Annotated in this window: 12 protein-coding genes; 8 read left to right on the forward strand and 4 right to left on the reverse strand. The window is 59.8% G+C overall.

Annotated elements, in window-relative coordinates:
- Window positions 1–15: 15 nt before the first annotated feature.
- Window positions 16–699, reverse strand: coding sequence for a phosphoribosyltransferase (locus tag IPM54_42885; protein ID MBK9266522.1), 684 nt, complete (start codon window positions 697–699; stop codon window positions 16–18).
- 104 nt (window positions 700–803) lie between these two features.
- Here IPM54_42885 and pdxH point away from each other — a divergent pair, with 104 nt between their 5' ends.
- Both pdxH and thpR read left to right on the forward strand, forming a co-directional pair.
- On the forward strand, window positions 804–1,391 hold the full coding sequence (gene pdxH / locus IPM54_42890) for a pyridoxamine 5'-phosphate oxidase (GenBank protein MBK9266523.1): 588 nt from the start codon (window positions 804–806) through the stop codon (window positions 1,389–1,391).
- Between the two features lie 25 nt (window positions 1,392–1,416).
- Entirely contained in the window at window positions 1,417–1,986 is a 570-nt protein-coding gene (gene thpR / locus IPM54_42895) for an RNA 2',3'-cyclic phosphodiesterase (protein MBK9266524.1), read from the forward strand.
- On the opposite strand, the gene IPM54_42900 is transcribed toward thpR, so the two are convergent.
- Window positions 1,979–2,677 (reverse strand): hypothetical protein, encoded by a 699-nt coding sequence (locus tag IPM54_42900; protein MBK9266525.1) that lies wholly within the window; start codon window positions 2,675–2,677, stop codon window positions 1,979–1,981. The genes thpR and IPM54_42900 overlap by 8 nt on opposite strands.
- A gap of 185 nt (window positions 2,678–2,862) precedes the next feature.
- Window positions 2,863–3,138, reverse strand: a complete 276-nt coding sequence (locus IPM54_42905; protein ID MBK9266526.1) for a hypothetical protein — start codon at window positions 3,136–3,138, stop codon at window positions 2,863–2,865.
- On the opposite strand from IPM54_42905, the gene IPM54_42910 reads away from it, so the two are divergent.
- Window positions 3,137–3,295: a hypothetical protein gene (locus IPM54_42910; protein MBK9266527.1), complete on the forward strand. Its 159-nt coding sequence runs from the start codon at window positions 3,137–3,139 to the stop codon at window positions 3,293–3,295. The genes IPM54_42905 and IPM54_42910 overlap by 2 nt on opposite strands.
- A gap of 120 nt (window positions 3,296–3,415) precedes the next feature.
- On the opposite strand, the gene IPM54_42915 is transcribed toward IPM54_42910, so the two are convergent.
- Window positions 3,416–4,156, reverse strand: coding sequence for a hypothetical protein (locus IPM54_42915; GenBank protein ID MBK9266528.1), 741 nt, complete (start codon window positions 4,154–4,156; stop codon window positions 3,416–3,418).
- Window positions 4,157–4,249: 93 nt separating this feature from the next.
- Here IPM54_42915 and IPM54_42920 point away from each other — a divergent pair, with 93 nt between their 5' ends.
- From IPM54_42920 to IPM54_42940, 5 genes are all read left to right on the forward strand, one after another.
- Window positions 4,250–5,677: a protein kinase gene (locus tag IPM54_42920; protein MBK9266529.1), complete on the forward strand. Its 1,428-nt coding sequence runs from the start codon at window positions 4,250–4,252 to the stop codon at window positions 5,675–5,677.
- Window positions 5,678–5,904: 227 nt separating this feature from the next.
- Window positions 5,905–8,790 carry an MMPL family transporter gene (locus tag IPM54_42925; GenBank protein ID MBK9266530.1) on the forward strand — a complete coding sequence of 962 codons (2,886 nt, stop codon included), beginning with the start codon at window positions 5,905–5,907 and terminating at the stop codon, window positions 8,788–8,790.
- Entirely contained in the window at window positions 8,787–9,542 is a 756-nt protein-coding gene (locus IPM54_42930; GenBank protein MBK9266531.1) for an outer membrane lipoprotein-sorting protein, read from the forward strand. The genes IPM54_42925 and IPM54_42930 overlap by 4 nt, the downstream gene beginning before the upstream one ends.
- Before the next feature lie 21 nt (window positions 9,543–9,563).
- On the forward strand, window positions 9,564–11,315 hold the full coding sequence (locus IPM54_42935) for a hypothetical protein (protein ID MBK9266532.1): 1,752 nt from the start codon (window positions 9,564–9,566) through the stop codon (window positions 11,313–11,315).
- Between the two features lie 12 nt (window positions 11,316–11,327).
- Window positions 11,328–13,232: a hypothetical protein gene (locus IPM54_42940; GenBank protein ID MBK9266533.1), complete on the forward strand. Its 1,905-nt coding sequence runs from the start codon at window positions 11,328–11,330 to the stop codon at window positions 13,230–13,232.
- The last annotated feature ends 7 nt before the right edge of the window (window positions 13,233–13,239 follow it).

Raw genomic sequence — 13,239 nt, forward strand, 5'->3', positions numbered from 1 at the left:
GCGCCTGCCTCGTCGTCAGCTCGCTCGGCGCACGCCTTGTTTCGGCTGCGCCGGTTGCGTGTCGCGTTTGCGGCTGGCAAACGCCAGGAGGAGCCGTTTGACCTCTTCATCGCTCACGGTCTGAAAATCGATATAATATTGCCCGACGGCAAACAGACCGGGATCCTCGATCAAGCATTCCACGCGATCCGCTTCGCCACGCAACATGTCCGCTCGCTCGGGCGATGCAACGGGTACCGCAAGCACGATGGGCGATGCCCCCATTGCACGCATGTATCTTACGGCGGCCATGGCCGTCGCACCGGTTGCAATGCCATCGTCCACGATGACGACCGCATGTCCGGCAACGGACGGACGAAGGTGCCCGTCGAACATGGATTCGCGCCGCCGCGCTTCGCCCGTTTGAAACGAAAGTTCATTTTCCAAGTAATCCTGGTCGATGCCGAGTATTCGCATCGCTCGCGGCTCGAGCCAATACGAACCATCCGCTGCGACGGCGCCAATCGCGAGCTCGGGCTGATGCGGCGCGCGCAATTTACGCGCCACGACGACACCAAGCGGTCCGTGCAGGGCGTCTGCAACGGGAGCGGCCACGACCACGCCGCCACGCGGAATTCCCAGCACGACAGCACCTTCGAGCCCCATCCCGGAAAGATGCTCACCAAGCCGCTCGCCTGCTTCGACGCGATCTTGAAACATCGTATCCCCCTCGAGAAATCATCATGCCGAAATCGTCGCCGTCATGCACGTGGATCACGATTCGGTCTTTTCCGGACGCCGGTCGGCTCCTATGCTCCGCCCCGATGAATCATCCGGTCAAAGATCCCCTCGCAGCCTTCCGTGAAGGCCTTGCCCGCGCGCAAACGCGCGAATCCAGCGATCCGACGGCCATGGCGCTCGCTACGGTCTCGCCCGACGGCCGTCCATCGGTACGCATGGTGCTGCTCAAAGAAGCCGACGAGCGCGGTTTCGTGTTTTACACGAATTTTGGAAGCCGTAAAGGTCGAGAAATCGAGAAAAATCCTTACGTTGCGCTTTGCATTCATTGGCCCAAAGCGGCCGAACAAGTGCGCATTGAAGGACGCGTCGAACGCGTAACGGACGAAGAAGCCGATGCATACTTCGCCACTCGCCCGCGAGGAAGTCAGCTAGGCGCTTGGGCTTCGGCGCAAAGTGAGCCCGTCGCGTCGCGCAAAGAGCTAGAGCGGGAATTTGCCGAAGTAGAAGCTCGATTCGAAGGGCGCGACGTGCCTCGTCCGCCGCATTGGAGCGGCTATCGAGTCATTCCGGAGCGTATCGAATTTTGGTTTGGCCGAGACGATCGCATGCACGATCGTTACCTGTACGTGCGCACGGAGAGCGGATTCTCCGCGTGCCGGCTTTGCCCTTGAAGGAGGCTCGGCCATGGCCAATACGATGCGGCTGTTCATCGCGGTCGATCCGAGCCCCGAAAGCATATCGCAACTTGGCGACATGGTGGAGCGTTTGCGGTCCATCGCGCCGCACGCGAAATGGGTTCGTTCGGAAAAACTGCACCTGACGGTCGTATTTTTGGGTGAGATCGAAGAATCGCTGGTCGATCCAGTGATGGATGCGGTCAAGACCGTGGCGATCGAGCATGCGCCATTTGCATTGCGTATCGAAGGTGGAGGCACGTTCGGCGGGAAAAAGCGGGCGCGCGTGCTTTGGGCGGATATCCGTGGTGACGTTTCGGCATTGTGTAGCGTGCAGACCGACCTGGCAAAAAGGCTCGAAACGATGGGGCAGACGCTCGAGCATCGAGATTATGCGCCGCACCTCACGCTCGCTCGCGCGGGCAATCCTCGGGGAGACGAGGCGCTCGTGCGATGTGCGAACATGCTCGCGGGGAAATCGTTTGGGGAAACGACGATTCGCGAGCTGGTGCTTTATCGGAGCGAACAGTCGGCGCAGGGGGCCAAGTATACGGCGCTTTTGCGCGCGCCATTTCGTCAGGAGCTCATGTAAATGACGGCGGCGGAGGCAATTGGCTGAGGCGCGCTTCCATTTCGTCGGCGAGATCATCGAAAACTTCGCGAACGAGCACGACTTGGTCGCAGCCCGCAAGCACGCCAATGACGATGTGTTTTGCTGCCGCGTACGTCCTTTGCCAAGGCTGCCATGCGGCGTAAACATCCGGTGCAATGCTGCGCCGTTCGCTGCGCGCCGCGCGCACTTTTGCATCGAAAGCCGCGAGCGATTGCCGTGTGCGATCGAGCGCGCGAATCCACATCTCGTGCGTCGAAAGCACGTCCTTCGATTTTTCGACGACTTCCCGTGCATGATCGAGCCTCGCAAGGAGCTTCGCCGGCGTGCGACGCAAAGCCGTGCTGAGCGATTCTCCTTGAAGAAGCTTCGACGCGAGCATGAAGCCATCACGCCCCGTTTCGGCATCGTGCACGACGCCGCGCAACGCATCGCGTGCCTCACGCAGGAAATCAGGCTGCCCAGGCGCCGCCCGGTGCAGGAGAAATTCGGGCGTGCCCGAACGGAGCATCGCGTTCTCGAGCGCTTCGCTGGCCGACTGCACACGTATCGCTACGAGCTTCAGCGTCGGATCGAGCTCCACATCGAGTCCGAGCAGCAGCGTGTGAATTTGCGCCGCGGTAAAACGGCCAAAAGCGATCGCCTCATAAGAGTCCATACGAGCGTCGTGCATGATCAGCCTTTCATCCAATCGGCGCGTGGCGCGCATGCCGGGCACTTGCCACGAGCACCGCGAACGCGATTATTCCGAATTCCGAGCGGGCGTCAAGATGGCATGTAAAAACGTGTACCCGATGAATGCACGCGTGGATCTCCCTCGTATTGCGTTCGCCAATTCGGCGAACGTCGGTAACCCGTTCATCCAAGCAATGCGCGGAATCCGTTGCGTGACGATGCAGAACGTGCACTTTCGGTTATCACATCAATCGCATCGACGTCGTCGGTGACGCGAGCGCGACGTTTGGCGTTTTCCGATTCCCGAGCAGAGCGCACCTTTTGCGCGCTGCCCGCAGCCATTGCACTCCATTGGCGCACCGAAGCCTCGTTGTCCGTGTCGAAGCCATTGGCCTCGTTCTTGCGAATGCCGCTGGACCACACGCCGAGACTTTCTCGGTCCACATCGGAGGCTCCCATGGGCGACGAACACGACAAAGAAATGGACGCGAAGCGCAAGAAGATCGCCAACAACGTCATCCGCAAGATGGTCGATTCGGGCGCTTCCTCGAGCGACATCAAGCAGCAGCAGAAGACGAACAAGGAGACACTCGGCCACGAAGGCGACATCGAATGAACGCGCTGCAGGCCGAATGAACGGCGCCATCCAAGGGGCGATGGACCGTCATGGTTGGTGCACCAACGTTTTTTCGTACCAACCCGTTTTTCGTGCGTGAATCGTTTGTTTCGACAAGCGTCACGGGATGCGTTTGATAGCGACGGCGAGCAGCTTCTCGAGCGCGGCTTCGTCACAGACGGGCCCAACCGTTTGAGCACCAAGGGTTATCTTGGGGTTGAACACGGAAACGTTGAACTGACCCTTCACCGCTTCGACCGTGTAAATGGGATCTCCACTCACGCCCCTCTTCACGTACCTGCGAGCCAGGTCGCCCACGTCTTTGATCGGTTCGGGTTTGCTCAGCTCGGCCTTGGTTTCCTGGTAATAACGCTCGGTCGCTTCCGTGCTGTTCGCGTGCCGCACGATGAGCACGCTCAAGGTGCCAGCCTCTTTGCTGCTGAAGCGGCGGCTGCACGTTCGCTCGGCCCCGATGTCGTCGGTGGGTTGATCCGCAGGTGCCTCGACCTTGACGTTGCATGCCGCGAAGACGTCTTCCGCCGTCAGAATCGTGTCGCAATCGAGGGCAGGTTCGGCAGGTGCGGCCAAAGCTTCCACAGCCGCCGAAACGCTCGGTGCAGCGCTCGCGCTGGGCGTGGCGGAAGGCACGTTCAGTGCGGGTTTCACCACGGGTGCAACGGCCTTGCGCGGCGTCGCGGCAGCGCTCGGCGTGGACTTTTCGGCGGTCGGTTTGTCTGCGGACGGCGCTTGCGACGCGCGCCCATCCGGTGCGGGCGCGGGATCGTCACGGCATCCCGAGAGGAGCGCTGTCAATAGGATTGCCGGTCCAAGAAAGTTTCGGCGCGACAAAAACGTGGGCATGACAGCCACTCTAGGGGACGGTTTGCCAAGTCGGCAACGACGCTCTGCGGGATCTTTCTGTTTGAGCCGACCCGGTGTTAGCATGCGAGCGGCATGAAGGCCGGCGACCTCGTTGGAGGCAAGTATCGCCTCGTCCGAAGGCTCGGTCAGGGGGCCATGGGGGTCGTGTGGGAAGCGGTCCATGATGTGACCGCGCGTCACGTCGCGATGAAGCTCATCGTGAACGCGACGGACAACTTGCGCCTGCGGCTGCTGCGTGAAGCGCGCGCCGCTGGAAAGATCGCCCATCGGAACGTCGTCGAGGTCTACGACGTCGGCGAGACGGAAGACCAGGATCCGTTCCTCGTCATGCAACTGCTCGTCGGCGAGACGCTCTACGCCGTGTTCAAGCGCGAGGGCTCCGTCGACGCGAAACGCGGCATCGTCATCATGCGCGACATCGCGCGCGCGCTCGTCGCCGCGCACGCACAAGGCATCATCCACCGCGATCTCAAACCGGCCAACGTGTTTCTGCACCGCGAAGCCGGCAGCGACGGCGAGATCGTCAAAGTGCTCGACTTCGGACTCTGCAAGCCGATGGGCGACAACGAGATGCTCACGACACCCGGCGGTATGCTCGGCTCACCTGCCTACATGGCGCCCGAGCAGATCGTCGGCGTGTCCGACATCGATCCACGCACCGACATTTGGGCGCTCGGCGTGCTCGCCTTCGAGATGTTCACGGGCAAACGACCGTTTCAAGGCCGCGGGCCGGACCTCATCCACGCGGTGCTGAAGGATCCGATCCCGCGACTGCGCGACGTCATCCCGACCATCGATCCCGACCTCGACGAGGTCGTGGCGGGCTGCATCGTGCGCGATCGGAACCAACGATTCACGCAAGCTGCCGACATCGTCTCGCGGCTCGAAGTGCTCGCCGATCGAGCCGATCGCAACGATGCGCGTGAACCGATGCCCTCGGTGGACGAAGAAAGCGATCTCGGCGTCACGCAAGTGTATCGCGCGGGTTCGTCCGCTCCGGTGCAGCCGTATGCGCACGTCGGAAAAACCATTCCGATGATGTCCGCGGCAAACCTGCACGCGCAGCAGCGTCCAGCGCCCCCAACGAGCGACTCGGGCCCATCGAGCGGCCCGGCTCAAGGCCAGCCCATGCGACCATCGTGGCCATCGAGCGCTCCGACGCCGCAGTCTCAAGCGACGCCTCCCAAGCTGCAGACATTTGGAGGTGCTGGACCCCAAGGTACCGCCGTCTTGCAACACATGCCGGATGGGAGCCTTGCGCCGTGGCAGGGACAGCCACAAGACGCCATGCGTGTCAGCTCGGCACAAAATCCCGCCTTTAGTCCACCGTTTGCGCCGGCGGAAAACCGCCCCGCCAGCCCATTGCGCCCGTGGGTTGCCGTTGCGCTGGGCGTCGGCATCGGACTGCTCGCGCTCCTAGCGATCATCGTCGTGATCAGCTTGTCCCAAAAAACCCCACCCGAGCCCGGTGCGGCTCCGGCCACGTCCACCGGGCGCTAACCGAGCGTCATCGTTCGTTTTTGATCCAATCGGAAGAGATCTGCGAATACCATTTCGCGCCAATTACGCAATGCACCATGCGTGCAGGACACCATTCCGGCACGAAATGAATGCTCGGTAGCAGGTTCGTGTCGCGTCGATGAACGTTCGAGACATAGCTGCGCTTGACTTTGAGCACTTGAATGAGTTAGCTGCACGGGTCATCTCCATCGAGAGGCAGATTCTTCATGCACTTTCTCGCGCACCTGCTTGTGAGACGCACTGCGGCATGGGCCACGGTATTCGTCGTATTCCTGCTGTCGATGGCGAGCCTTTATTACGCAAGCCGGGTCGATCGTGACGACGACGTGCTTGCTTTCTTGCCGCGTCAGAATCCGGAAGTCGGCATTTTTTACGACGTCAGCAAGCGATTCGGGAGCCTCGACGTAGCGCTGGTGGGCGTCGAATCGGACGATGTTTTGGCGCCGGACTTTTTGCAACGATTGCGTGCAGCGACGAAACGGCTCAACGAAACCGACGGAATCGGCCATGCCATGAGCTTGGCGAACGTCGAGGACTTTGCGGCGGATACGCAGCGAGGCGGTATCACGACGGATTATCTCATTGGCAAAATTCCGGAAACGGATGCCGAACGTGCCGCACTGCGGGCCAAAGTGATGTCACGGGATCATGTCGTCGGCAATTTGATTTCCAAGGATGGGAAAGCAGTCCTCATTTATTGTTTTGCAGGATACGGAACGGAACAAAAAGTCGTTGCGCAGAAGGTTCGTACGGCGATTGAAGAGGCGTTTCCCCAAGAAAAGAAATATTGGGGCGGGGCTCCTTTCATTTCGACGTACATTTACGATGTGACGCAGGAGGACATGCGGCGATTGGCTCCGTGGGCGGTGCTCGTCATCGTGCTCATCACGGTCATCTCGTTTCGCGATGTCATTGGAGCCGGTCTCGCGCTTTTGTCGACGGCCATTGGCATTGTGATGTCGCTTGGATTGATGGGAGCTCTCGGCGTTTCCGTCAATGTGGTGCTGGGCTCGCTTCCGGTCATTTTATTTGCATTGGGCAGCGCGTATCCGGTGCACATCCTGAGCCGCTATTATGCAATTGCGCACGGAACCGACGGGCGAACGGCGCTCGTACGTACCCTCATCGAAGTAGGACCGCCCGTCGTGGCCAGTGGTTTGACGACGGTGGTCAGTCTGCTGTCGTTCCTGCTCATGGATATCAAGCCACTACGAACGTTCGGCATTTTCACGGCGCTCGGCATTTTCATTACGCTCGTGCTCGCCATGACGTTCGTACCGGCCATCATTTACCTCGCGCGCCTGAAAGGCAAGCCGCCGCAGGAGCGCGGCCCGAAGCGATTCCACGTATGGCTTTGCACGTTGCCGCAGCGCAAGCGCGCCTTGGTCGGAGCTGCCGTGGCGGTGGTGGCCATTGCAAGTGCATTTTATGTCGGGAAGCTCGATAGCCGCATGGACAACGCGGCGTTTTTCATGAAAAACAGCCCGCCCGATCAAGCCGAACGGTTTTTGCACGACTCGTTCGGAGGGTCGCTCTTTCTGCAAATTCAAATCGAAGGCGACATGACCGATCCTGCGGTCCTGCGCGAAGTTCGCACGCTGGCCGATCGTATCGCCACGACGCCGCACGTCACGAGCGTGAACCACATCGGCAACGTGATTGCACAAATCAACGAAGCGATGGAAGGTGATCGCCGCATTCCCGATACGGCGGCAAAAGTAAAACTGCTTTATCAATTCCTTGCTGGAAAAAAGGCCGTCGAGCAGCTCGTCACGGACGACAAACGTCACGCGCTGATGCACGTGAAGCTCGACACGCGCACGGCCGCGGACACCGAACCGCTCGTCGAGCAAATTCGCAAGCTCACGCGCGATACGATGCTGCCGCGTATCGTCGTGGTCGAAGGCCCGGGCAATCGCACGGACGAGCTCGATTCGCGCAAGCAGACGCAAGTCGTGGACCGATTACGCGCAGTCGGAGCGCAGTATGGCGTGACGATGCCTGCTGCGAGCGACATCGAAAGCAGGATGCGCGGCAAGAAAGGGCTCGACGTAACGGACGCTGTGCAAGCGGCCGTGATCAAGTTCCTCGGCTCCGATGAATGCAGCGTGGAGCTCGAAGGGCCGGAGCCGAAGCAAAAGGTTGCCAAGGCGCTTGCGGGCATTGGCGCCAAACCAGCCGAAGCGAAATTGACCGAGGCGATATCGACAGCGCTCGAAAAACCTGCTTCGGACGAGCTTGTTTTGGATCTCGCGGGTACAGTGGAGCGTCCACTGGATGAAATTTGGCGGCGAGCGACGACGGCGGCGATTGCCAAAGAACTCGTGCAAGCAACGAAAACGACCGTGCCGGAAGGGCCCGAGGGTGAACGTTTCATGATTGCGGTCGCAACGGCGCTGATGGATATCGACGTGCAGCGCGTTGCGTTGCCGCCCAAGGCGGGTGAAGAAGGGCAAGCGCTTTCCGTGTCGGTCACGGGATTGCCCGTCATGCACGCGGGCCTGTCGCAAAGCGTCGAAGCCAACCAATGGAAAAGCCTTGGGTTTTCATTGGGTATGGTGCTCATCATCATGACGGCGCTGTTCAGGTCGCTTTTCAGCGGGTTTTTGGGCATCTTCCCCATCGTGCTGACGACGTCGATCATTTACGGCGGGATGGGCGCGATGGGTGTGCGACTCGATATTGGAACATCGATGCTCGCGAGCTTGATCATTGGTGCCGGCGTGGATTATGCAGTGCACTTGATGGCTTCATGGCGCGCGCCGAATGGCGGGGACATCAGCGATGCTGCGAAGACAGCCGCACGCGAAACGGGTCCGGCCATTTGGGTCAATGCGCTGATGGTCGCCGCAGGCTTTTTCGTGCTGACGCTGGGAGATGCACGTCCATTGCAAAACGTGGGTGGACTGACGAGCGCAGCGATGATCACCGCCGCCCTCGTCACGATGCTCGTGATTCCGCTCCTTGCGCGGAAACTGAGCTATTATGGCGGCGCAAATAGAATACCGGCTGTGGCGCTTCCGTCTGAGGCGTCCGACACTGATCTCGACACGGGTGCGAATCGGCCCCTGAACGAACGAGGTTCCCGATGAATATGTCTTTCCGTGGTTGGCTTTCCGTTGGTGCAGTGGTTTCCGCCGCGCTGGTTGGTGGTGGCAGCGCAAACGCCGATCCCCCTGCGGACGCGGCGCTCGGGCGCATGGACAAGGCCATGAACCAGGCGAAAACGCAGTATTTGGAGTTCGATATCATCAACCAGGAGCCTGGGAAGCCCGAGAAGAAACTCGGCATGAAGGTGTACATCAAGGGCGAGAAGCGGATGACGGAATTCACCGCGCCCGCCGATATGAAGGGCACGAAGGTGCTCATTCTGAGCCCGACACAGATGTACGTGTACCTGCCGGCATTCGGCAAAGTGCGCCGCATTGCGAGCCACACGACCGATCAAGGTTTCATGGGAATGACCTTTACGCAGGACGACTTTGCGGCGCAGATGTATGCGCCGTGGTATACGGCAGACAAGCTGAGCGACTCCGGAAGCGACCAGAAGCTCACGCTTCTCCCCAAGGCAGGACAAACCACGCCTTATGGCAAACTCGAATTCACCATCGTCAAAGACAAGGGTTTGCCGTCGGAAATCAAATACTTCAATGCCTCTGGCAAGCACGTGAAAACCGAAACGCGTTCGGATTACAAGTGCGAGGGCGCCGTGTGCACGCCAATGACGTTGAAGATGGTCGACCACACGAAAGGTGGCCACTGGACGAAATTCACCACCAAGACGTGGAAAGTGAACGAACCCATCAGCGACGACTTGTTCTCGAAACGCAACCTCGAAAAATAGCCTCCCGCCCCTGAAAAACCCATGAATCGTCATGCCCGCCTGGGCGGCGCGACCATTCTCGCCGCCGCCCTTTCCCTCGGTATTCATAACCCTGCACATGCCGACGAGCTCGAAATCGAGTGGGGCGGCCGTATCCAAAGCGATTTGCGCTTTCGCATCGCGCCCGTGGGCGTTGGCGGCTTTTATGCGCGCCAAGAATTGCCCGCGGGCGTCGAACGCAATTGGAATACGCTCGGCCTGAAGCTCAACGCCACGTACGGCAAGTTCAAAGGCGTCGCGCAGCTCGATTTCGTTTACAGCGGCTACCCGGAACAGCTCACGAGCGTCTCGGATTTGTCGCGTATCGAAAAAACGGACCCGTACCGCATCGAAGCTCGCGCGCTTTATGCCGAAGCAAGCGGGATCTTCTTCAAGAACCTCGACCTCCGAATCGGTCAACAAATCGTTTCCTGGGGCGTGGGCGACCAGTTCAATCCGACAAACAATTTGAACCCGGACGACTTGCGTGATCCACTGCAATTTGGACGCCAGTTGGCCAACTTCATGGTCAAGGCCGATTATTGGATTTCGGAAGAGTGGTCCATTTCGGCCGTCCTGGCTCCCATCTTCAAGCCTGCGCTTTTGCCGCTTTCCGGGTCGCTCGCCCTGGCGCAACTCGACCGCATGCCGTTCGCCGACGAGACATTCCGGCACCGCGTCATCGCCGAACAAGCCGCAGCGCAAACGATATTCGGATTCCCCACGGTGGTCGGAAACGTCACACCCAAGCTCCCCGATCCCACGTTCGACAACATGCAATTCGCCTATCGCATTGCCGGCACGATCAAGGAGCACGACGTCGCGCTGTCGTTTTACCGCGGCCGAAGCGATTTTCCCCAGGCGAGCGCGAATCACACGCGGCTCGTCGCGGACCCGCGCTGCAATCCCAGCGATCCGAACGATTGCATCCAAGGTACGCTCGTCACCGACGTGACGGTCGAATACCCACAAATGCACGTCTACGGCTTCAATGCAGCCGGCGAAGTGAACCCGTTCAAGTGGATCGACGAAGACATCAATGGCATGGGTTACCGTTTCGAAGGTGCGCTCGTCGTCCCGCAAGAGCAGCGCATCAAGGTGACGAACGACGATTTGCCGCTCGGAATTCCGCAAGCCGCTGGCGAATACGATTACGATGGTGACGGGCAACCAGGCGGAGGAAGACGGCCAGTCGTCGTGGAGAACCGAGCATTTTTGAAATGGGTGCTGGGTCTCGATTACACGTTCGGCGAGCACGTGTACGTCAATGCCATGTGGGTGCACGGACTGGTCGACGAATTTGGCGCTGGCGACTTCCTCAGGCCAGGCTACGCCGTCCGCCAGAGCGGCGTTGTCGAAGGAGCCAACGTACTTTCGTGTGCGCTCGCCAAAAATGGCGAAACGTGCGGCCGTGAAATTCTACGGCCGCGCCTTGGCGATTACGTAGTTCTTGGAACGGACCTGAAGTTCATGAACCAGGCCGCTCTTTTCCGCATGTTCGCCATTCTCGACGTCACTCCCTTGACCGAATCGACGTGGGACGACGAACAAGGAAAGCGCGTAACGCGCAGCATTTCTCCGCTGAGCGCCGAAGGTTTCTCGATGGTGCTCTTCCCCCAACTGGAATACAACTTCGGCAACGGCCTCGAACTGAGCGCCGGAGCCCTCTTTCAGCTCGGCAAGTCCTACACGAAGTTCGGCTCCGCAGAAACAGGTGGGAACGTTCTTTGGACCCGCGGGCGTTATAGTTTCTGATTGTCCTCCTCCATGCGTCCATCCTCGGTTCTGCTTCTCGTCGCAATGCTCGGCGCATGCGACAAGCATGCCGAGGACTCACCTCGTCTCGTCGCTGCTCGAGGAATCGAAAGCGCCGTGGCATCGCTACCGGCGCCTGTCGCGTCCGCAAAACAAGCGCTTCCGCTCCCTGCCGATTGCAAAGAGTTGCCTGCAGTGTCGCTTTTCGTATCACCGAAAACGCCACGTCCCGGCCGCATGCTCAGGTTTGTCCTCACCCGAGACGCCAAAACCGAAGGCGCGCTCGTCATTCGTGACGCAAGTGGCGCGGAAATAGCGAAAAGTGATGCACGCATGGGCGGTCCGCCCTATTTTTGGCGTGCGGAAATCGCGTCACCGACGAAAGGGACGTATCGCGCGTACTTCACGGATCAAGGCGGAGCTGGCACGTGCAAAGAGGTTCGTGTCGACGATGCCGAAGACCCTCCGCGCGTGATCCAAGGCATGTGGCCCGCATCGGGAGTTTGGAACGAGGAGACGGAGAATCTGTATTCGGCTTGGATTGAATCGCTCTTCGATGCGCCGCTCGGTGAATCGCTATCGTTCACGGCGCTGCACGATGCGCTGCGCGATCCTCGTCGCAACTTTCTTCACGATCATCTGAGCTCAAATGAAGATGCCGCGGGACCGAAAGCGCCAGTAATCGATCCGGATTGCGCGGATCTTCCTTTTGCGCTGCGGGCTTATTTTTCGTTCAAGCTCGAATTGCCGTTCGCATATTCGTCGTGCACGCGCGGAGGCGGTGGGCGCGCGCCGGAATGCAAACGGCCACGTTCGAATCTCGAATGGCCGCTGCACAGAAACCCCGATCGGATGGCGGGTTTTGCCGAATTCGTACGAACGACGCTGGCCGATACGGTGCATTCGGGAACTCCACGGACCGCGGGAGACGACGACGAGACAAACTTTTATCCCGTTCGTCTGAATGAACGTTCCTTACGACCTGGAACGATTTACGCCGATCCTTACGGGCATGTTTTGGTCGTCGTTCGTCGCGTGGAACAATCGAAAGATCGTGCAGGAATGCTGCTCGCGGTCGACGGGCAGCCGGATGCAACGGTGGGTCGAAAGAGGTATTGGCGGGGCAATTTTTTATTTGCGCTCGATCCGTCGCTCGGCAGCCCGGGCTTCAAGCGATTTCGGCCGGTGGTCGTGGAGAAGTCGACGATGCGGTCGCTGACGAACGAAGAGATATCCGCGCATCCGGACTACGGCGACTTCGGAATGGAGCAATACGAGCATGGGGTCGAAGGGTTTTACGATCGGGTGGACGACGTGCTTTCCCCAGAGCCGCTCGATCCGAAGCGCGCGCTGCTCGAAATGATCGACGCGTTGGAAGAGCAGGTGAAGGTGCGCGTGGGGTCGGTGGAAAATGGGCGCAAGTATCGGCAAGGTGGCGGGAAATCGATCGACATGCCCGAGGGGTCGAGCATTTTCGAAACGGTGGGGCCGTGGGAGGATTTTTCGACGCCGTCGCGTGATTTGCGATTGCTCGTGGCGATCGACATGGTGACGGGCGCTCCGGCGCGTATTGCGCGCAGGCTGAATCGTTACGCCATTTCGCCCGGACAAACCGCCGTCGAAGTGCAGACGATGCTCGAAACGACGCTCGCCGACGAGCTGAAAAAGCGACGTTTCGAGTATGTGCGGAGCGATGATTCGGCGTTTGGATTGACAATTGGCGACGTCGTCGCGCGCGCCAAGGCATTCGAGGTCGCGTACAATCCAAACGATTGTCCGGAGAAACGTTGGGGTGCTCCGGAAGGAAGCGACGAGGCGTCGACGTGCAAGATGCACGCGCCGTGGAAGCAAGTCGCGCGCATGCGCAAGATGCGCAAGTGGTTCAAGGAGCGCAAGCGGCCGGCGCGCGGAAGCTAGCGCGACG

The sequence above is a fragment of the Polyangiaceae bacterium genome (genome assembly GCA_016715885.1).
In the GTDB taxonomy this organism is placed as follows: domain Bacteria; phylum Myxococcota_A; class Polyangia; order Polyangiales; family Polyangiaceae; genus Polyangium.

Bases quoted from the DNA above. Each gene is read 5' to 3' on its own strand.
- IPM54_42920 (MBK9266529.1), top strand. From the start codon at position 4,250: ATGAAGGCCGGCGACCTCGTTGGAGGCAAGTATCGCCTCGTCCGAAGG.
- IPM54_42940 (MBK9266533.1), top strand. From the start codon at position 11,328: ATGCGTCCATCCTCGGTTCTGCTTCTCGTCGCAATGCTCGGCGCATGC.
- thpR (MBK9266524.1), top strand. From the start codon at position 1,417: ATGCGGCTGTTCATCGCGGTCGATCCGAGCCCCGAAAGCATATCGCAA.
- IPM54_42900 (MBK9266525.1), bottom strand. From the start codon at position 2,677: ATGCACGACGCTCGTATGGACTCTTATGAGGCGATCGCTTTTGGCCGT.
- IPM54_42925 (MBK9266530.1), top strand. From the start codon at position 5,905: ATGCACTTTCTCGCGCACCTGCTTGTGAGACGCACTGCGGCATGGGCC.
- IPM54_42910 (MBK9266527.1), top strand. From the start codon at position 3,137: ATGGGCGACGAACACGACAAAGAAATGGACGCGAAGCGCAAGAAGATC.
- IPM54_42885 (MBK9266522.1), bottom strand. From the start codon at position 699: ATGTTTCAAGATCGCGTCGAAGCAGGCGAGCGGCTTGGTGAGCATCTT.
- IPM54_42915 (MBK9266528.1), bottom strand. From the start codon at position 4,156: ATGCCCACGTTTTTGTCGCGCCGAAACTTTCTTGGACCGGCAATCCTA.
- pdxH (MBK9266523.1), top strand. From the start codon at position 804: ATGAATCATCCGGTCAAAGATCCCCTCGCAGCCTTCCGTGAAGGCCTT.
- IPM54_42930 (MBK9266531.1), top strand. From the start codon at position 8,787: ATGAATATGTCTTTCCGTGGTTGGCTTTCCGTTGGTGCAGTGGTTTCC.
- IPM54_42935 (MBK9266532.1), top strand. From the start codon at position 9,564: ATGAATCGTCATGCCCGCCTGGGCGGCGCGACCATTCTCGCCGCCGCC.
- IPM54_42905 (MBK9266526.1), bottom strand. From the start codon at position 3,138: ATGGGAGCCTCCGATGTGGACCGAGAAAGTCTCGGCGTGTGGTCCAGC.